This window comes from Zeaxanthinibacter sp. PT1, from assembly GCF_028464225.1.
Lineage (GTDB): Bacteria > Bacteroidota > Bacteroidia > Flavobacteriales > Flavobacteriaceae > Zeaxanthinibacter.
In genome coordinates this window covers 147,226-166,424 of record NZ_JAQPCN010000003.1, presented here as the reverse complement: position 1 = coordinate 166,424, position 19,199 = coordinate 147,226, and the positions used below count along the sequence as shown (strand labels likewise).

At 44.7% G+C, this 19,199-nt stretch carries 22 protein-coding genes; 8 read left to right on the top strand and 14 right to left on the bottom strand.

From position 1 onward, the window contains the following. The first annotated feature begins 149 nt into the window (after positions 1–149). Genes PP178_RS10160 through PP178_RS10145 form a run of 4 tightly spaced genes read left to right on the top strand, consistent with a single transcriptional unit; the run spans position 150 to position 3,833 of the window. The gene (locus PP178_RS10160; protein WP_272594233.1) at positions 150–1,049 is read left to right on the top strand and encodes a MerR family transcriptional regulator; all 900 of its coding nucleotides are present in this window, start codon (positions 150–152) and stop codon (positions 1,047–1,049) included. A gap of 24 nt (positions 1,050–1,073) precedes the next feature. Continuing rightward, on the top strand, positions 1,074–2,531 hold the full coding sequence (locus PP178_RS10155) for a phytoene desaturase family protein (RefSeq protein ID WP_272594232.1): 1,458 nt from the start codon (positions 1,074–1,076) through the stop codon (positions 2,529–2,531). Between the two features lie 11 nt (positions 2,532–2,542). Continuing rightward, on the top strand, positions 2,543–3,382 hold the full coding sequence (locus PP178_RS10150) for a phytoene/squalene synthase family protein (protein ID WP_272594231.1): 840 nt from the start codon (positions 2,543–2,545) through the stop codon (positions 3,380–3,382). A gap of 1 nt (position 3,383) precedes the next feature. Continuing rightward, positions 3,384–3,833, top strand: a complete 450-nt coding sequence (locus PP178_RS10145) for a beta-carotene hydroxylase (RefSeq protein ID WP_272594230.1) — start codon at positions 3,384–3,386, stop codon at positions 3,831–3,833. A gap of 5 nt (positions 3,834–3,838) precedes the next feature. Here PP178_RS10145 and PP178_RS10140 read toward each other — a convergent pair whose 3' ends face one another. From PP178_RS10140 to PP178_RS10120, 5 genes are all read right to left on the bottom strand, one after another. Further along, positions 3,839–4,399, bottom strand: a complete 561-nt coding sequence (locus PP178_RS10140; RefSeq protein WP_272594229.1) for a TlpA family protein disulfide reductase — start codon at positions 4,397–4,399, stop codon at positions 3,839–3,841. Between the two features lie 71 nt (positions 4,400–4,470). After that, complete coding sequence (locus PP178_RS10135; protein WP_272594228.1) at positions 4,471–6,738, bottom strand: aconitate hydratase; 2,268 nt, start codon at positions 6,736–6,738, stop codon at positions 4,471–4,473. A gap of 231 nt (positions 6,739–6,969) precedes the next feature. Next, positions 6,970–7,923: an AAA family ATPase gene (locus PP178_RS10130; RefSeq protein ID WP_272594227.1), complete on the bottom strand. Its 954-nt coding sequence runs from the start codon at positions 7,921–7,923 to the stop codon at positions 6,970–6,972. Between the two features lie 3 nt (positions 7,924–7,926). Further along, complete coding sequence (locus PP178_RS10125) at positions 7,927–9,378, bottom strand: peptidylprolyl isomerase (RefSeq protein ID WP_272594226.1); 1,452 nt, start codon at positions 9,376–9,378, stop codon at positions 7,927–7,929. Further along, positions 9,362–10,255 carry a peptidyl-prolyl cis-trans isomerase gene (locus PP178_RS10120; protein ID WP_272594225.1) on the bottom strand — a complete coding sequence of 298 codons (894 nt, stop codon included), beginning with the start codon at positions 10,253–10,255 and terminating at the stop codon, positions 9,362–9,364. The genes PP178_RS10125 and PP178_RS10120 overlap by 17 nt, the downstream gene beginning before the upstream one ends. Positions 10,256–10,369: 114 nt before the next feature. Here PP178_RS10120 and PP178_RS10115 point away from each other — a divergent pair, with 114 nt between their 5' ends. Genes PP178_RS10115 through PP178_RS10100 form a run of 4 tightly spaced genes read left to right on the top strand, consistent with a single transcriptional unit; the run spans position 10,370 to position 12,758 of the window. Further along, entirely contained in the window at positions 10,370–10,828 is a 459-nt protein-coding gene (locus PP178_RS10115) for an SRPBCC family protein (protein WP_272594224.1), read from the top strand. Positions 10,829–10,844: 16 nt separating this feature from the next. Continuing rightward, positions 10,845–11,084: a hypothetical protein gene (locus PP178_RS10110; protein ID WP_272594223.1), complete on the top strand. Its 240-nt coding sequence runs from the start codon at positions 10,845–10,847 to the stop codon at positions 11,082–11,084. A 10-nt stretch (positions 11,085–11,094) separates the two neighbouring features. Further along, positions 11,095–12,246: a serine hydrolase gene (locus PP178_RS10105; RefSeq protein WP_272594222.1), complete on the top strand. Its 1,152-nt coding sequence runs from the start codon at positions 11,095–11,097 to the stop codon at positions 12,244–12,246. Then, positions 12,243–12,758, top strand: a complete 516-nt coding sequence (locus PP178_RS10100) for an SRPBCC family protein (RefSeq protein ID WP_272594221.1) — start codon at positions 12,243–12,245, stop codon at positions 12,756–12,758. The genes PP178_RS10105 and PP178_RS10100 overlap by 4 nt, the downstream gene beginning before the upstream one ends. Before the next feature lie 108 nt (positions 12,759–12,866). Here PP178_RS10100 and rimO read toward each other — a convergent pair whose 3' ends face one another. The 9 genes from rimO to PP178_RS10055 form a co-directional block, all read right to left on the bottom strand. Then, positions 12,867–14,189: a 30S ribosomal protein S12 methylthiotransferase RimO gene (gene rimO, locus PP178_RS10095; protein WP_272594220.1), complete on the bottom strand. Its 1,323-nt coding sequence runs from the start codon at positions 14,187–14,189 to the stop codon at positions 12,867–12,869. A gap of 131 nt (positions 14,190–14,320) precedes the next feature. Beyond that, complete coding sequence (locus PP178_RS10090) at positions 14,321–15,172, bottom strand: DUF2911 domain-containing protein (protein WP_272594219.1); 852 nt, start codon at positions 15,170–15,172, stop codon at positions 14,321–14,323. Continuing rightward, complete coding sequence (ftsY, locus tag PP178_RS10085) at positions 15,169–16,131, bottom strand: signal recognition particle-docking protein FtsY (RefSeq protein WP_272594218.1); 963 nt, start codon at positions 16,129–16,131, stop codon at positions 15,169–15,171. Before ftsY ends, PP178_RS10090 begins: the two co-directional genes overlap by 4 nt. Positions 16,132–16,313: 182 nt before the next feature. Continuing rightward, complete coding sequence (locus PP178_RS10080) at positions 16,314–16,466, bottom strand: DUF4295 domain-containing protein (RefSeq protein ID WP_272594217.1); 153 nt, start codon at positions 16,464–16,466, stop codon at positions 16,314–16,316. A 6-nt stretch (positions 16,467–16,472) separates the two neighbouring features. After that, positions 16,473–16,655: a 50S ribosomal protein L33 gene (gene rpmG, locus PP178_RS10075; RefSeq protein ID WP_272594216.1), complete on the bottom strand. Its 183-nt coding sequence runs from the start codon at positions 16,653–16,655 to the stop codon at positions 16,473–16,475. A gap of 21 nt (positions 16,656–16,676) precedes the next feature. Then, entirely contained in the window at positions 16,677–16,913 is a 237-nt protein-coding gene (rpmB, locus tag PP178_RS10070; protein ID WP_133643733.1) for a 50S ribosomal protein L28, read from the bottom strand. 73 nt (positions 16,914–16,986) lie between these two features. Then, positions 16,987–18,237: a competence/damage-inducible protein A gene (locus PP178_RS10065; RefSeq protein ID WP_272594215.1), complete on the bottom strand. Its 1,251-nt coding sequence runs from the start codon at positions 18,235–18,237 to the stop codon at positions 16,987–16,989. Continuing rightward, positions 18,237–18,575, bottom strand: a complete 339-nt coding sequence (locus tag PP178_RS10060; protein WP_272594214.1) for an Hpt domain-containing protein — start codon at positions 18,573–18,575, stop codon at positions 18,237–18,239. The genes PP178_RS10065 and PP178_RS10060 overlap by 1 nt, the downstream gene beginning before the upstream one ends. Then, the gene (locus PP178_RS10055; RefSeq protein WP_272594213.1) at positions 18,576–19,187 is read right to left on the bottom strand and encodes a fumarylacetoacetate hydrolase family protein; all 612 of its coding nucleotides are present in this window, start codon (positions 19,185–19,187) and stop codon (positions 18,576–18,578) included. It abuts the gene before it with no gap. Positions 19,188–19,199 lie beyond the last annotated feature (12 nt).

Here is a 19,199-nt window from a genome sequence, read left to right as displayed (position 1 = left end):
TTTATTATATCTTAGTTTAACTTCTCAGATTTTGTCAAATAGCCCTCACTTCTACATGTACATCAATATTCTTAATTAAATTTTAACGTATTTCCAATATGAAGGAGAATATTAAAATTGTAGATTTGTTTAAGCTTTAGAAATAAATAATGAACAACGTTAAGAAGATTTTTAGTATCCGCGACCTGGAGAACCTGTCAGGCATCAAGGCCCATACCATTCGTATTTGGGAAAAAAGGTACGAGCTGTTAAGCCCCGAAAGAACAAGTACTAATATCCGTACATACAGTCTAGAAAGTCTACAGAAACTCTTAAACATAACATTGCTGTACAATAATGGTTGGAAGATCTCGAAGATTGCGGAGATTCCCGAGGATGAATTACCATTAAAAGTAAGGGAACTGGTGGCTCACAAGAGTGTGAAAAGTCACGCTGTCAACTCCTTTAAGCTATCCATGGTCAATTTTGACCCCATTCTTTTTAACAAGACTTATAGCAGCCTGAAGAGCGAGAAATCATTCAGGGATATTTTTTGGGAAATCTTTATTCCCTTCCTGGAAGAATTGGGATTACTTTGGCAGGCTGACGGTATCAGCCCGTCACACGAACATTTTATCACCCACCTGATCAAACAAAAGATCATTGCCAATACCGATAAAATGGAGCATGTAAGCCCTACGAGGAAAGACAAGATGTTTGTGCTTTTCCTGCCGGAGAATGAGATTCATGATATCGGATTACTCTACCTTAACTACGAGCTATTATTAAGAGGTTACCAGACCATATTCCTGGGCGCGACCATGCCCCTGGAGTTTATGACTGATATGGAAAAGAATTTTACCAACCTGCATTTCTTGTCCTACTTTACAGTTGTTCCCACCAAAGAAAAGCTTCATGATTACATATCAGAATTCACTAAGAAAATTAATAAGAATAATGAAAGTTCTTTATGGTTACTGGGGCAGAAAACCAAATATCTCACAAAAGACAATTTACCGGGTAGTGTAAAGGCCTTTGAATCGATACAAGAGCTTCTTGAAGTTGTCTGATACCAACGTTCCGAAATCCCCTGAATGCGAAAAAAAATAATCATCATAGGCTCCGGGTTCTCTTCACTTTCTGCCGCTTGTTATCTCGCCAAAGAAGGTCAGCAGGTCACTATTTATGAAAAGAACTCCTCTGTAGGGGGTAGAGCACGCCAATTACAGAAAGACGGCTTTACATTTGATATGGGTCCAAGCTGGTACTGGATGCCCGATATCTTTGAAAACTTCTTCAGTGATTTTGGCAAATCGGTATCGGACTACTACCAGTTAGATAAGTTAAGCCCGGCCTATAAAGTCTTTTTTGAAGATGAAGCCATCACCATCGGTAACACCCCGGAATTGATCGAGGCCGAGTTTGAACGCATTGAGCCGGGAAGTTCAGCTCCACTGCGTCAATTCATGGAGAGTGCCCGGAAAAATTATGATATAGCCATCAACCAGATGGTGTATAAACCGGGACTGTCCCCCTTTGAGCTAGTTACAAAAGACACCATTTTGCACGTGGACCAATTCTTTAAGACAATAAGCACATTGGTCCGGAAACAATTTAAAAATCCAAAACTGGTGGCTACCCTGGAATTCCCGGTACTTTTTCTCGGTGCCAAACCAAGCAAAACGCCAGCCTTCTACAATTTTATGAATTATGCCGATTTTGGCCTGGGAACCTGGCACCCAAAGGGCGGAATGTACAAGGTTGTTGAGGGTATGAAAGACCTTGCCTTAGAACTGGGCGTAGAAATTCATACAAATACTCCCGTAGAAGAGATTGTTGTCAATAACGGGAAGGCCACTGCCATAAAAATTGATGGCGAGCTAATTCCTGCCGACCAGGTGCTGAGTGGAGCAGATTACCATCATTCTGAACGCTTAATTCCCGAAAAATCCAGGCAGTATTCTGAACAATACTGGGAAAAAAGAACCTTTGCTCCTTCTTCACTGCTGTTCTACGTCGGCTTTGACCGTAAATTAGAGAATGTGCAGCACCATAACTTGTTCTTCGATACCCCTTTTGAAAAACATGCCGAGGAAATTTATGATCACCCACAATGGCCCTCAGAGCCCCTGTTCTACGCCAATTTTCCGTCGATCTCCGATATTGAAATGGCTCCGGCAGGAAAAGAAACGGGATTTTTCCTCGTACCCATCGCACCGGGATTACAAGACACAGCTGAACTTAGAGATAGATATTTTGACATTATCATCGATAGGTTTGAAGAAAAAACAAGACAAAAAATCAGGAAGGATATCCTTTTCAGGGAGTCTTTCTGTGTAAATGATTTTATATCCGAGTATAATGCGTATAAGGGAAATGCCTATGGAATGGCTAACACCCTCACACAAACGGCGTTCCTAAGGCCGCGATTGCGCAGTAAATTGGTAAAAAATCTGTATTTTACTGGACAACTGACTGTTCCGGGGCCCGGAGTGCCACCAGCCCTGATTTCCGGAAAACTGGTTTCCGAATTAATGATGAAGACAACTTAACAGCCAACAAGATGAAATCAATTTTCGACGCTGTATCCTATAAATGCAGCAAGGTGGTTACCGAATCCTATAGCACATCATTTACGATGGCTACTCGGATGTTGGCACCGTCTATCAGGGGTCACATATATAACATTTACGGATTTGTACGTTTCGCCGACGAGATCGTGGATTCTTTCCACGACTATGACAAAGAAGCCTTACTGGATAGTTTTGAAGCAGAATTGGAATCAGCTATCAAGAACAAGATCAGCTTAAACCCTATCCTGAATGCATTCCAGCATACCTTCCACACCTATGGCATCCCTAAAGAATTTGTCACCTCATTTATGGACAGCATGCGGATGGACCTCGATAAAAAGGTATACCGGTCCGAGGAGGAATTCAGGGACTATATATATGGTTCTGCCGACGTAGTGGGCCTGATGTGCCTGAAGGTTTTTGTCAAAGGAGACGAAGAACGTTTCCAGGAGTTGCGATCCTCGGCCATGGCCTTAGGTTCTGCATTCCAGAAAGTAAATTTCCTCAGGGATCTTAAGGCCGATTTTGAGCACCTTGATCGCTCTTATTTCCCAAACACTAATCTTCTGGAAATGGACGAGGCTTCTAAAACGGCTATAGTAGAGGATATCCGTACCGATTTTAAAAAAGGATACGAAGGAATCATTCGTTTGCCCAACGATGCTAAATTTGGTGTATATACCGCCTACAGGTATTATATAAAACTATTGGAAAAATTACAGCGTACCCCTTCGCTAGAAATAAAGAACACACGTATACGGGTTGCCAACTACCAGAAAGTTGGCCTTTTAGCCCGGTCATATGTTAATTATAAACTCAACCTAGTATAACATGAATATTTTCTATTGGATCTTGATTTTCCTGACCACCTTTTGCTTCATGGAATTCATGGCCTGGTTTACCCACAAGTATGTTATGCACGGCTTCCTGTGGCATCTCCATGCAGACCACCACAGAAAGGATCACGATTCCTGGTTTGAGCGTAATGACACCTTTTTTATTTTTTACGCTGTGATCAGTATGACATTTTTCTACCTGGCACATAGTACTACCTTCTGGTATGGGTGGCCTATCGGCTTTGGAATTATGGCCTATGGCGCAACCTATTTCCTGGTACACGATATATTTATCCACCAGCGATTTAAAATGTTCCGGAATGCTGATAACTGGTATGCAAGGGGCATCAGGCGAGCTCACAAAATACATCACAAGCATTTAGGGAAGAACAAAGGTGAATGTTTTGGAATGCTCTTCGTCCCTTTCAAATACTTCAGGAAGTAAATAAATTATTGGTTGATAAGGGTATCTAAAAGTGTGTAGATTTTCTTATTACTCCAATCCGCAATACCTTCCTTAGCAACGGCAATCTGCCCTTGTTTTCCCAGGATATAGGTCCTGGGTGGATCCGCTGTTGGAAAAGGAGATTTACCCCCGATGATCAGGTATGTTACCGGGAAAGTGAAATCGTGCTCTTCCATGAATTCCTGTACCGGCTCACGTTCTTCGTCAGTGATGATATAGAAGTCCACCTTTCCTTGGTATTTATTATAGAGTTCTTGAATACTTTGTAATTCTGCCAGGCTCGGTAGTCTCCAGGAAGCCCAGAAATTAACAAACACCACCTTCCCCTTGGATTGTTCAAAATTGAATTGCTTCCACTCGGAATCCTTCAGTGTCCAGTCGTAGTCTTCGATCTGTTTACGCTCTTCTACCGGCGTGATGTCAGGACTAAACGAAAAGATCTTATTGAGCAGCACTTTACCTTCATATCCCAATGGTGTGACAAAAAATGCAAGAACCAGGAGTATCAGCAGGATGTTCAGGTAGGTCTTTCTGCGTTTATTCATAATTGTACTGTGTATAATCAAAAAACTCCCGAAATACTTCAGGAGTTTTTAATGTCTATGGTTATTTCTTATTATGCTGCATTCTCCTTCTTGATCACGTTAAGCGCGGAGCCTTCACGGAACCAATTAATCTGAGGTGCATTATAAGAGTGATTTGCTTTGATCGTGTCCTTAGATCCATCCGCATGTACAACCTCTATGGTCAGCGGTTTATCTTCGGAAAAAGAATCGATATCGATAAAATTAAAGGTATCGTCTTCCTGAATCAGGTCATAGTCAGATTCGTTTGCAAAAGTCAGGGCTAACATCCCCTGCTTCTTCAGGTTGGTCTCGTGGATCCTGGCAAAAGATTTAACCAGTACCGCAGCGACACCAAGATGCCTCGGCTGCATGGCCGCGTGCTCCCTGGAAGATCCCTCACCGTAGTTGTGATCTCCCACTACTATGGTCTTTATTCCTTTTGCCTTGTACTCACGTTGTGCATCCGGCACACCTTCGTACTCTCCGGTCAACTGGTTCTTGACAAAATTAGTCTTCTTGTTGAAAGCATTGACCGCTCCGATTAAGGTATTGTTCGCGATGTTATCCAAGTGACCCCTGTAGCGCAACCATGGTCCAGCCATAGAAATATGGTCTGTAGTACATTTGCCATGAGCTTTAATCAGCAACTTCATCCCTTGAAGGCTTTCATTGCTTATAGGCTCAAAGGGCTCCAGGATCTGCAGCCTTTCTGATTCCTTGCTCACTTTCACTTCTACAGAACTACCGTCCTCCTTTGGCGGTACATATCCTGATTCTTCAACCTCGAATCCTTCCGGTGGAAGTTCAATCCCCCTGGGTTCATCAAGTTTAACTTCCTGCCCGTCTTCGTTGATCAGGGTATCATTCATCGGGTCAAAATCTAACCTTCCTGAAAGCGCAATAGCAGCTACCATTTCCGGTGATCCGACAAATGCGTGGGTATTGGGATTCCCGTCAGCTCTTTTAGAAAAGTTACGGTTAAAGGAGTGAACAATGGTGTTCTTTTCATCTCCTTTCAGATCACTACGGTCCCACTGCCCTATACATGGTCCACAGGCATTTGTGAATATAGTCGCTCCAAGATCTTCAAAGGTCTTCAATAACCCATCACGCTGGGCGGTAAAACGGATCTGCTCTGAACCGGGGTTGATCCCGAAATCAGATTTCGGTTTTATTTTTTTGTCGACAGCCTGCTTTGCAATAGAAGCAGCCCTGGTAAGGTCTTCGTAAGATGAGTTGGTACAAGAACCTATCAAGCCCCAGTCTACATCTATCGGCCAACCGTTTTCTTTTGCCTTAGGTCCTAATTCTCCAACAGGTGTGGCTAAATCCGGGGTAAAAGGTCCGTTAAGGTGTGGTCTTAATTCACTTAAGTTGATCTCGATGACCTGGTCAAAATATTTTTCCGGCTCAGCATAGGCCTCTGCATCGGCAGTAAGGTATTCCCTCACGTCGTTTGCCGCGTCAGCAACATCACTACGGTCAGTGGCGCGAAGGTAACGCTCCATAGAGTCGTCATATCCAAAAGTAGAGGTCGTTGCCCCTATCTCTGCACCCATGTTACAGATAGTACCCTTACCGGTACACGAAAGGTTCTTAGCGCCCTCTCCAAAATATTCTACGATACAACCGGTTCCTCCCTTTACGGTCAGGATTCCGGCTACTTTAAGAATAACATCTTTAGCCGAGGTCCATCCGGAAATCTTCCCGGTAAGCTTTACCCCGATAAGTTTAGGAAACTTAAGTTCCCATGGCATTCCTGCCATTACATCCACAGCATCAGCTCCTCCTACCCCGATAGCGACCATTCCCAGTCCCCCGGCATTTACGGTATGAGAATCTGTTCCGATCATCATTCCTCCCGGGAAAGCGTAATTCTCTAAAACGACCTGGTGGATAATCCCGGCTCCCGGTTTCCAGAATCCTAATCCGTATTTATTGGAAACAGATTCCAGGAAATCAAAAACCTCTTTACTGCTGGTATTAGCGCGACTGAGATCCTGCGCGGCTCCGCTTTTCGCCTGGATAAGGTGATCGCAATGTGTTGTTGTTGGCACGGCGACCTTCGCTTTTCCGGCCTGCATAAATTGTAACAGCGCCATTTGGGCGGTGGCATCTTGTAAAGCGATACGGTCCGGGGCAAAATCCACGTAGTCTTTCCCTCTTCGGAATTGCTTAGTTGGATTCCCATCCCATAAGTGGGAATATAAAATTTTCTCGGACAAGGTAAGTGGCCTTCCAACAATCTCGCGTGCTTTATCAACACGTTCAGCGATGGTGGAGTACACTCCTTTAATCATATCAATATCAAATGCCATTCTGTTTAATTATTTAGTGTTAACCAATCCGTCAAAGATAAGAAAATTCGCAGGGCTTCAGAAAATTTTTGAATCCTCCGAGCCGTCGAATTTCCGGCCTCACAATATAAGGCCATCATTTTATAAAATTTAAGAAATTTTCGCCGAAAAACAAGGAATTGAGCAATTGGATAAGCACTGCCCGTCAAAAATTATTCTCCTGGCCCGATCCGGGGACCTGGGAAGGAAATTTTAGAGTAGTTTCCCGATAATATCCTCTTCGGATATTCCTTCTGCTTCTGCTTTGTAATTCTTGAGTACACGGTGTCTGAGTATACCCATGGAAACGGCCTTGATATCTTCGATATCCGGGGAGAATTTTCCCCTGATAGCGGCATGTGCTTTAGCTCCTAATACCAGGTTCTGAGATGCCCTGGGTCCTGCCCCCCAGTCCACGTACTGGTTAACAAAGTCTGAAGTTGTTTCCAAGCCCGGCCTTGTAGAATTAACCAGGTTAACTGCATATGATACCACGTTCTCCGGTACCGGGACCCTGCGGACCAGCTGTTGAACGGCAATCAGTGATTCAGCGTCAAATAATGGCCTGATCTCCGGCTTAGCATCACCGGTAGTCCGCTGCACAACAGCGATCTCTTCCTGTACACTGGGATATTTTAATTCTATCGCGAACATAAAGCGATCTAACTGGGCTTCCGGGAGAGGATAGGTTCCTTCTTGTTCTATTGGGTTCTGTGTTGCCAGGACAAAATACGGCAATGGCAGTTGGTGACGAACACCGGTGATGGTCACTGCCCTTTCCTGCATAGCCTCGAGTAAGGCAGCCTGGGTTTTTGGCGGAGTCCTGTTGATCTCATCAGCCAAAACAATATTGGCAAAAACCGGGCCTTCTATAAATTTGAAAACTCTTTCTTTATCCAGCACCTCGCTTCCCAGGATATCACTGGGCATCAGGTCCGGGGTAAATTGTATACGTTTAAAATCCAGTCCAAGAGCACTTGCAACTGTGTGCACCATAAGTGTTTTAGCCAGGCCGGGCACACCGATTAGCAGCGAATGCCCCCCGGTATAGATAGACAATAGGATCTGCTCTATCACTTCTTCCTGCCCTATGATCACTTTAGCGATCTCATCGCGCAGTGCCTTATGCTTTTCTACAAGTTTCTCGATACTTTCAACGTCAGACATGCCTTAATCTTTTACCCAATTGTTCTGGAATTCACAATCACGGTTCTCGGCATTCACACTGATATACGTATCCTCGATGTGGGTATCCATCCATTTACGAATAGCTTTAAATTGCTTTTCACGGAGAGCTAATTCCTGGATTTTCAGGTAATCCTTGGCAAAATCTGCCTCGTGCTCGTCATAGCGATTGGTCACTTGAAGGATCTTATATTTTGGAGGACCACCCCTGGGATCTGTTTCCAGGATAGGATTAGAAATTTCGTTATCCTTTAAATCCCTAACCTGGTTGTAGAGGGTAGGATCCATTTTGGTCAGTTCAAAACGCGAGTCAAAATTCATAGGATTCCTCAGCAGCCCGCCATCAAACTTGGTTTCCTTTTCATCTGAAAAATTAAGTGCTGCTTCGGCAAAGGTGTACTTGCCGTCCATGATATGCTGCCTGATAGTGTCCAGTTCTTTTTTAGCCGCTTCAATGGATTCCTGTGGAATTTCTGGCTGAACCAATATATGTCTCAGGTCCAGTTCCTGTCCGCGAATCTTCTCAATGTAAATGATGTGAAATCCAAAAACGGTTTCAAAAGGATCAGAGATCTCTCCTTCTCGCAAGCTGAAGGCGACGTCTTTGAATTCTTTCACAAAAGGGGTCTGCCGGGTCATACTATAAAATCCGCCTTTAGATTTAGATCCGGGATCCTGGGAGTAAAGGATCGCCTTAACACTAAAACTGGCGTCGTTATCTTCTACATCGGCCTTGATCTCGTTCAGCTTATCGATAACCTTCTGCTTTTCTTCCTCCGGGATCTCCGGCTCCTTGACGATCTGGGCAATTTCTAACTCGGCGCCAAAAACAGGTTTTTCGTCCTCAGGAATCCGGTTAAAGAATTGCCTTACTTCTTCCGGGGTCACCTGGATCTCTCCAATGATCTTCTGTTGCATCTTTTCAGACAACATCCTAAGCTTATTAATGTTAAAGAGCTCTTCTCTGAAACTCTCCACATCATCTTTATTATAAAATTCCAGGACTTTCTCCATAGACCCAACCTGGCTAACTAACTGCTGGATCTGCCTGTCTCCGGTAGCATTCACCTCATCGTCCGATACCAGTATACTATCCTGTACGGCCTGGTGGGCATAAAGCCGATCTTCCATCAATTTCCCCAATAGGCTACAATGGGTTATATCCTTCGTTGAGGCTCCTTGGTTCTCCAGGTCTATCAATGTTTTGGCAACATCAGAATCCAGGATCACATAATCCCCAACCACGGCAGCTATTCCATCCAGCTTTACCCTCTCTCTGGTCTTCAGGCTGTCTTTAAAAACAGTCCTGTCTGTTTCAAGAACAGGCGCTGGTGGTTCTATCTGGGTATCCCCGACCTGGTCTCTTTCTTGGGCCGATAGGATACCTCCCAGCATAAAAAACAGGGAGATTAACAGGGTATTAGTTCTTATGTTCATAGACTTCAAATTCTTTTTCTTTTGTCGCTTCATCAATTATCTCTGTTTCAAGGCGCCGCAGGTAATCCAATTTTCTCCGGTTCAGGAGCACGTGCCTGATCGTTGGTTTTATGTAAGAGAGCGGGGCGATCTCGTTTAAGGGAAGGATATCAAGAACCTTGCCCAAATATACCCCTGTAGAATCCTCCAGCTGAAAAAATTGTGATTTATTTAAGTACTTAGCCTCATTTTCAGCATTAATAGGCGGAATTTCCTGGATCACCCTGGAAACAGGAACCCAGAGGGAATCATTAAAATTGAGTTTTTTGAATTGCACCCCTACCGAGTCAAGGTATTGCTTATCCTGCTCGTTAAAACGTTGAATCTTGCTGGTAACTTCATCCAGGTTCAGGAACTGCTTAGGTAATTCTGCATAACGCAGTTTGACGAGTTTTTCCTTTAAGCGGAAATTGTCCTTTTCATTTTCATAAAAGCTTTCCAATTGCTCCTGCGAGATCGTGGTGTCCCCCTTTTGCTCTACTAGGGCCTCCTTATAAGCCCTGGTATACAAGTCCGTACGGTAATTAGCTACGAGCAGGTCGAATTTTTCCAGTTCCTCTTCTGTCAGGTTGATTCTCGCCTTGGACAGTAGCAGTTGCTTGGTTGCCCAGTCATTGATATAATTAGAAACGTAGGATGCGCTGTCCTGTGGACTCATATCGTCGCTAAGGAGCATCTGTAGGTCGTCCAGGTAGAGGTAATTCTCCCCTACCCTGGCAATAGGTTCTTTCTTAGGATCTTCCCTCCAAAGACCTTGACAAGATACTAAACCCAGTGATAATAAAACGAGACCCGCAAGCAAATGCGATCGGCCTACTAATTTCTTTATGACAAGCATTGGGCAAAAATAAGAATTAGCAGAAGGTGGGCAAGCAATCCAAATACTGATTAACACTTTTTTAAACGCGTATAGCTCCTAATTTCTTATTTTAGATCAGATTCAAACAACCGCATGAAATACACCACCGAAATTGTCATAGATCTTCCCAGGGAAAAAGTGATTGGTATCCTGGACAATATCGATAACCTGAAGCATTGGCAGAAAGGTCTGATCTCTGCTCATACTATTTCCGGTGAACCCGGGCAGGAAGGCAGCAAGATGGAACTACACTATAAAATGGGGAAAAGAGAGCTGGTACTGATAGAGACTATTCTGACCAGGGATTTTCCCGAGGCATTTCACGCCACTTACGACACCAAAGGCGTGCATAATTTTCAGAAAAACTACTTTAAAAAGGAAGGCGATAATCAAACACGGTGGATCTCAGAGACCAAATTCGAATTTTCAGGTTATTTTATGAAGCTGATGGCATTCCTGATGCCGGGCGCTTTTAAAAAACAATCCCTGCAATATATGCAGGACTTTAAAGCATTTGCCGAGGAGGGAAAATCTGTTAAGGACAGCAAATAAATCCAAACCACACCTTATGGAACAACAAATTAAACTGATCTGGGATTTCCGGGGACCGGATGCTTTGCCGGTGGCCCGGCATCATCACAAGCATTTACAGGAGTACATGGTAAACGAAGGGCTCTCCCCCCAGGTGGCCGGCCACAAGGAACTGGGACCAGCACACAGCATAGCTTTTATGGTAGTTACGGCCAGTAAAATGCCAGAGGTACGCGATGCCCTGAAGCCCCACAGGGGTGAACTACACCAACCGTAGATCGATGAAAATGTCCATAAGAATAGCAGCTCTTCTGATGTCTTTGGTCTTCCTATGCTTGCATGCTTGCAAGGAAGAAACTGAAGTGATCAGGGACCCCCTCCTCCATGTATTATCTTCCGATAGACCTGAGATAGCCCGGGTAATGCAATCTCCCGTTAAGTTTGAAGTACAGGTCCTTTATACTCGCATTCAAAGAACCAAGAACAGCGTAGTGTTCGAAGAATATAATTACGCGGAAGATCCCCAGCGTTATTTTTACCCGGCCAGTACAGTTAAATTACCTATAGCAATCCTGGCCCTGGAAAAGCTTAATGAAATTGATTCATTGGATCGGAACACCAGGTTTTACATCGAGGGCGATACGGTTGAGACCACTTTTGCCCATGATATCTCTGCGATTTTTGCCATCAGTGATAACGCGGCCAATAACCGCTTATTAGAATTCCTGGGACAAGACGATATCAACAAAAGACTGCATTCCAAAGAAGTCGGGCCGGTCCGTATTGCCCACCGGCTGGGTCAGCATTCAGAATTCTTAGCTACAAAACCACTGATCCTGTACCTCAATGACAGTACCCTTACCCCTACCCGGTCTATTAACAACAGGGCAGCGGTTCCGTTAGAGCTCAACGGCATTGAAAAAGGCATGGCTTTCATAGAAGATGAATCCAGCCTTGGGGAACCATTCAGTTTTGCTTTAAAAAATTACTACCCACTAAGGACCCAGCACGAAGTTTTGAAACGAATTATATTTCCCGAGGCATTCAGCCGGGGCCAGCAATTCTCTATCACCAGCGAGCAACGGGAATTCCTGCTACGGTCCATGAAGAGCCTGCCCAGGGAAGCCGGGCACGACCCGTCTAAATTCCCCGATGCCTACGGCAAGTTCTTCATTTATGGAGACAGTAAAAAGCCTATTCCCGGTAATATCGAGATCTTTAACAAAGTTGGGTTTGCCTATGGGACCCTTACCGATTGTGCTTATATCCGGGATGTGGAAAACGATATCGAATTCCTGCTCACAGCTACCATCCTGGTCAATGAGAATGGCATTTTCAACGATGACCAATACGAATACGAGGAAATAGGAATCCCATTCCTCGCTGCCCTGGGACGTGGTATTTATGAATTTGAACAACAACAAAAAGAGCAATCATGAAGACAGTACTTTCTTTTGAGCGGTTTGTAAAAAAGATTTACCTCAAGGCGCCCCTGGAACGCATATATCACCTCTGGGCAACCGAGCAGGGAATCACTTCCTGGTTTTTGCGCTCCGCTGTATATACTGATAGCGCAGGTCGCAAACGTGAGCCAGATGAACAGCTAAAAGCCGGAGACACCTACCGCTGGCAATGGCATAACTGGGATGGGGAAGAAAAAGGCGGCATCCTCTCGGCCAATGGTAAGGACCAAATGGAACTCAGCTTTGCTGACAGCAAAGTATCCTTGCGTTTAGAGGAAAAAGAAGATGCTGTACTTTTGATTCTGGAACAATATGAAATCCCTACCGATGAAGAAAGCAAGATGAATATCTACAACGGCTGTAGTAACGGGTGGACCTTTTGGCTGGCCAATTTAAAAGCGTTCGTGGAACATGGTATACTCTTGAACGAGACTTCTTTTGACCTTACTAAAGAACCTATGGCCGGGCATATCTATGTTAATATGTAACAATCTGCGAAAAGATGGGTTTAGACCCTATCAGGGGTAGTCAGATTACCGGGATTCTCTGTGATCCTATTTTACAGGAATCACTCTCATACCCTATTCCTTTAAAACTTACACCGCTGTCTCCGGAATCACTACGGGACTTCCATATAGATCAAAATCAGCCGCCTCATCAATAGTGATGTCGACAAATTCCCCGATCTTCAGGTAGTGCTTGTTAGCATCGACCAACACCTCGTTATCCACGTCGGGTGAATCATACTGTGTTCTTCCTACAAAGTAATTTCCTTCCTTACGGTCTATGATACACCTATAGGTCTCCCCTACACTCTGCTGGTTCAGTTCCCAGGAGATCTGGGACTGTATTTCCATGATCTCGTTAGCACGCTCCTGTTTCACTTCTTCAGGGACGTCGTCCTGCAACAGATAGGCATGGGTATTTTCCTCGTGGCTGTATGTAAAACAACCAAGTCTTTCAAAACGCATGTCTTTTACCCACTGCTTCAGTGTTTGGAAATCTTCTTCAGTCTCCCCGGGATAGCCGACAATTAATGTAGTCCTGATGGCCATTTCGGGCATAGCTTCGCGCATTTCCCTGAGTAATTTTGTCGTCTTTTCCTGGGTGGTTCCCCTCCGCATACTCTTTAGGATAGGGTCCGAGATATGTTGTAGCGGAATATCTAAGTATTTACAGATCTTAGGCTCGTTCTTCATCACCTCCAAAACATCCATTGGGAACCCCGTAGGGAACGCATAGTGCAGTCTTATCCACTCTATACCTTCTACCTTGACAAGCTCCTTTAATAAACCGGCCAATGCGCGTTTCTTATACAGGTCTAAACCGTAATAGGTAAGATCCTGTGCAATCAGGATCAGCTCTTTCACACCCTGGGCCGCTAAGGATGTCGCTTCGGTAACCAGGTCTTCTATAGGGGTACTACGATGCTTACCCCGCATTAAGGGAATAGCACAGAATGAGCAGGGACGGTCACAGCCCTCAGCGATCTTCAAATAGGCATAATTCTTCGGGGTAGTCAGTAGTCGCTCCCCGATCAGCTCGTGCTTATAATCAGCGCCTAAAGCTTTTAATAATAAAGGAAGGTCCCGGGTGCCGAAATACTCATCCACATCAGGAATCTCTTTCTGCAGGTCCGGTTTGTAACGCTCACTAAGGCAACCGGTCACAAAAACCTTATCTACCAATCCTTCTTCCTTTTTACGAACGTATTCCAATATTGTATTTACACTCTCTTCCTTGGCATTATCAATAAAACCACAGGTATTCACCACAACGATATTACCTTCCTGTTCGTGGGCAACATCTTTCTTATTGGCGCGCAACTGCCCCATTAACACCTCTGAATCGTAAACATTCTTGGAGCAACCGAGGGTAACAATATTGATCTTATTCTTCTTGAGTGACTTAGTTCGCATAGAATTATAAATGGGGTGCAAAAATACAACTTGGAATCGGAACCACCTTGTTTTTATAAAGAAATGCATTTCGGGCTAAAATACTGAATACTTGCCGCTTAGGTGCAGCTTCAGCTTTTAGAAGATATGGCTCAATGCCGCAGCTTTTCCCAATTCGCTATATTGGCCCGGTTCATACGCACAAACTCGTCTTTACCTTCTGCAGCTGCGAGTTCCATAGAGCGTTTAGCCGAAATAATAGCCTGGCTATATTTCCCCAATGCGGCTTGCACCAGTGATTTTACCCGGTAAAAATAGTAAGTATCGCCTCCCATCTCAATGGCATTCTCCAGGTACTGTAATGCGGTACTTAGATCTTTCTGTTGTTCTTGCAGGTAACGCCCGGCTTCATAATACGTCTGGGCCGTGGGATTCCCGCCCAAAGCAGCATCAATCTGCCTGAGCATACGGCTATGGGTGTCCGTTTTAATGGGGATGCTAACCCGGCTATGCTCCCAATGTAGCAGCATTTGCAGCCCATTATGCGAGATCTGGTCAAAAGTGATAAGGAAGTTTTCTTGTAATTCTGAAGTTTCTTCTACCGGCAAGGAAACACGGAATAGATCTTCCTCCGGTTTATAGTTGTCTCTTCCATCTCCCCAGTGCCCGATATTTTTATGAAATACGATCTCCCATTGCTCTTCCCTGGGGAACGCATAGATGGCATAAGTGCCCGCAGGAAGGCTGTGGCCCATGACCTGGAGATCCGAATCACATGAAAATTTTGTCGATTCATTAGCACCAACCCTCCAGATGCGATCGTAGGGAACCAGTTCGCCGAAGATTTTCCTGCCATGTACTGCCGGCCTGGAATAGCTTATTGTAATCTTTGAAAGTCCAAAGTGCTGCTCAATGACCGCCAGCGGGCTCGCTTTAGGATGTTCTAGCTGTGATAACCCTTTAAAGGAGCTGAGCGCAAACAACAAAAGCAGCAAATACTTCACGATTCCAATTTAAAGAAAGAATCTACGAACTCTAATTTATTAAATACCTGCAGGTCCTCTATACCTTCGCCTACACCGATATATTTTACCGGGATCCGGAACTGGTCAGAAATACCGATGACCACTCCCCCTTTAGCAGTTCCGTCCAATTTGGTCACTGCCAGGGAAGTTACGTCAGTAGCCTTGGTAAATTGTTTCGCCTGCTCAAAGGCATTTTGCCCGGTAGAACCATCCAGGACCAGCAATACTTCATGCGGTGCATCTCCTACCACTTTCTGCATTACCCGTTTCACTTTCCCGAGCTCGTTCATCAGGTTTACTTTATTGTGCAACCGGCCGGCGGTATCGATCAATACCACATCAGCACCTTGGGATACTGCGGCACTGAGCGTATCAAAAGCAACCGAAGCAGGATCGCTGCCCATTTTTTGCTTGATCAAGGGCACCGAAACTCGGTCTGCCCAGATTTGCAGCTGGTCAATAGCAGCAGCACGGAATGTATCGGCGGCCCCTAAAACCACCTTCATGCCTTGGTTCTTAAATTGATGTGCCAATTTTCCGATAGTCGTAGTTTTACCAACCCCATTAACACCAACCACCATGATCACATAAGGTTTCTTATCGGTAGAAAGGCTGAAGTCTGTAGCTTCACCGCTTTGGGTCTCGGAAAGTAGGGCAGCTATCTCTTCCCTGAGGATAGCATTCAGTTCCTCGACACCCATATATTTATCCCGGGCTACCCTTTCTTCTATCCGATCGATGATCTTGAGGGTTGTGGATACCCCTACATCGGAACTGACCAATACTTCCTCCAGGTTATCCAGCACTTCATCATCAACTTTAGACTTTCCTGCAACAGCTTTACTGAGTTTAGAAAAGAAAGTGGTTTTAGACTTTTCAAGTCCTTTATCCAGGGTCTCTTTTTTTTCAGAAGAAAATATCTTTTTAAACAGGCTCATAGGCATCTAAATAAGGTAAAATCAAAGATATAAAAGTAATGGGAAAGCCCGTTGAGAATTAAAAACTAGTTAGGCACAATGACCTCTTTTTCCCTTAAAGCTTCACGGAATTCCTTCCCGGTAATTAAACATAAAAAAGCCGCTTCTTTCAAAGCGGCTTAGTAATTTGTATGTGAGACCTTTTATTTACCGGCTAACCATTCGTTAACCGCCTCAGGTGCCATCACAGATTCTACAAAAGTGTATGCTCCTGTCTTTGGAGACTTTACCATCTTGATCGCTTTGGTAAGTCTTTTTGAGCTTGTTTGTAAGGATGCTACTGTCTTCTTTGCCATGGCTTATTATTTTATCTCTTTATGGACTGTCATTTTCTTCAGGATCGGGTTGAACTTTTTAAGTTCCATACGATCCGGAGTGTTCTTCTTATTCTTGGTGGTGATGTAACGGGAAGTCCCCGGCATACCCGAAGTCTTATGTTCGGTACACTCTAATATCACTTGTACTCTGTTGCCTTTCTTTGCCATTGGATACTAAATTTTATAGGATTACTTAATCAACCCTTGCTGACGGGCCTCTTTCAAGACCGCAGAAATTCCTTTTTTGTTGATTGCCTTGAGCGCCCTGGCGGAAACCTTAAGCGTGATCCAACGATCCTCTTCCGGGATATAAAAACGCTTTTTAGAAAGGTTTACATCAAATCTTCTCCTGGTCTTGTTGATGGAAAAAGATACATTATTTCCAAACATCGCTCTCTTTCCTGTAAGTTCACAGACTTTTGACATGGCGCTACTTTTTACTTGATTTAAAACAGGCTGCAAATTTATAGCATTTTTACGGGACGCACAAAATTCTAAGTCAGAATTTTAAAATTTCTTTTTGAAGCATTTCAAATGCCTTATGCGCTGATTTTGTTATGATCCTGATTCGGTGGTTTCCCATACTGAATTTTTCGGCCGTAACCCCGTCCGGGCCCGCTATAGCAATATACACCGATCCGATCTCTGCATCGGAATCGCCCTTGGTAGGACCGGCATTTCCGGTAGTGGCTATGGCATAGTCTGTACCGAACACCTCCCTGGCCCGCTCCGCCATTGCCCTGGCCACTGCTTCACTGACCACAGAATGCTCTGCTATCAAGCTATCCGGAACGCCCAGTAGTTTAATTTTAATTTCTGTGGCATAACAGACAATACTCCCTTTAAAATGACTTGACGCGCCCGGGATAGCGGTGATCATCTCTGCAATACGCCCCCCGGTAAAGCTTTCGGCAGTAGAGAGGGTTTTTCCCATTTGTGTAAGCAACTTGGCCACGCCGTACTCTATGGTTTCGTCTTCCTCCTCCCCGTAAATGATATCCCCGATTAGATTTTTCAGTTCTTCCGTAGCTGTCGCTATAGCTTTCTCCAGGGGTTCCGGATCCGGGCCCTTTGCCGAAAGTCGGAGCCTGACCTTGCCTAAATTGGGCAGGTAAGCAAGTTTTAAAAAGGACGGGAGTGATGTTTCAAAGGCCTCTATCCGCTCGGCAATAGCACTTTCTCCCAGGCCATAGGTGATAATGGTCTTGTGCCTGATATAGGGCCGGTTGAAGCCCGACGCTATCCTCGGGATCACTTCTTCGGTCATCAGGTGTTTCATCTCGTAGGGGACACCGGGCAATGAAACAAAGACCGTATCATTTTTCTGCATCCACATCCCGGGAGCTGTCCCGAATGGATTTCTCAACACGGTAGCCTTACTAGGCAAATTAGCCTGTGCCCTGTTCATATCCGAGATAGGCGTGGTAGTGATGTATTTCTTAAAAAGGTACTCTACATGCTCCAGCACTTCCTGGTTTGGCTCCAAATGGTCATTCAGGTACTCGCACAAGGTGCGTTTAGTGATATCATCTTTGGTAGGACCCAGACCCCCGGTCATGATCACCACATGAGACCTGCCTTCGGCTTCATCCAGGGCCTTCAGGATATGCTCCTGATCGTCCTGCACCGAAGTGATCTGATAAACAGAAACCCCGATCTTGTTCAATTCCCCTGCAATGAATGCAGAATTCGTATCAGTGATCTGCCCGATCAGGATTTCATCCCCTATGGTGATGATTTCAGCCTGCATCAGATATGAAAATCCTTTTTAAGTTCAGAGATCACTTGCAGCACATCCGTTTTAAGGGTCGGAAATCTTTTTTCGATCTCATCCATGTTTGCTTCGTTCTTCCCCAGCGTCTCTATTTCAAGGGCCGTGGCTCGTGTCTGCTCCATTCCCAATAAGTCTACATTGGGTTTAATCTTATGTGCCATCTGGTACACCAGGTGATGATCACGGGAAGAAATACCCTGCTCCAGGGCCTCCAGGTCTACCGGGACCTCCTCGAGAAATACCGATATTACGGACAGGACGAAGTCTTCGTCCCCCTCAGCCATCTCGTTAATTTTATCTAAGTTGTATATCATTTATTTTATTTTGACAGAAAACATTTCTTCTCCTTCCAGAGTGCCGGAAAGGTAATCATTTGCACTAATCCGACCAACACCGGCAGGTGTTCCGGTAAATAGCACATCTCCTTTTTTTAGCATAAAGAAACGACTTACATAGGCAATCAGTTCATCGATCTTCCAAAGCATCATCCCGGTATTACCTTCCTGCACTGTTTCTCCGTTACGCTCTAACTTAAAATTAAGGTCCTGTAACTCCTTGAACTTGCTTTTAGACACCCATTTCCCGATCACTGCAGCCCCATCAAACCCTTTCGCCTTTTCCCAGGGAAGTCCCGCTGCTTTTAATTCCTTTTGCAGGTCCCTGGCGGTAAAATCGATTCCGAGGCCCACTTCGTCGTAATATTTATGGGCAAATTTCTCCTGTATGTGTTTGCCTACCTTTTTAATCTTGACGAGTACCTCCACTTCGTAGTGCACATCCTCGGAAAAATCAGGAATAAAGAAGGCTTGTTCCTTGGGCAGTACAGCAGAATCCGGTTTAATGAACACCACCGGTTCTGATGGGCGTTCATTGGAAAGTTCCGCAATATGATCGGCGTAATTGCGCCCTATACATATGATCTTCATCTGAGCTCTTCT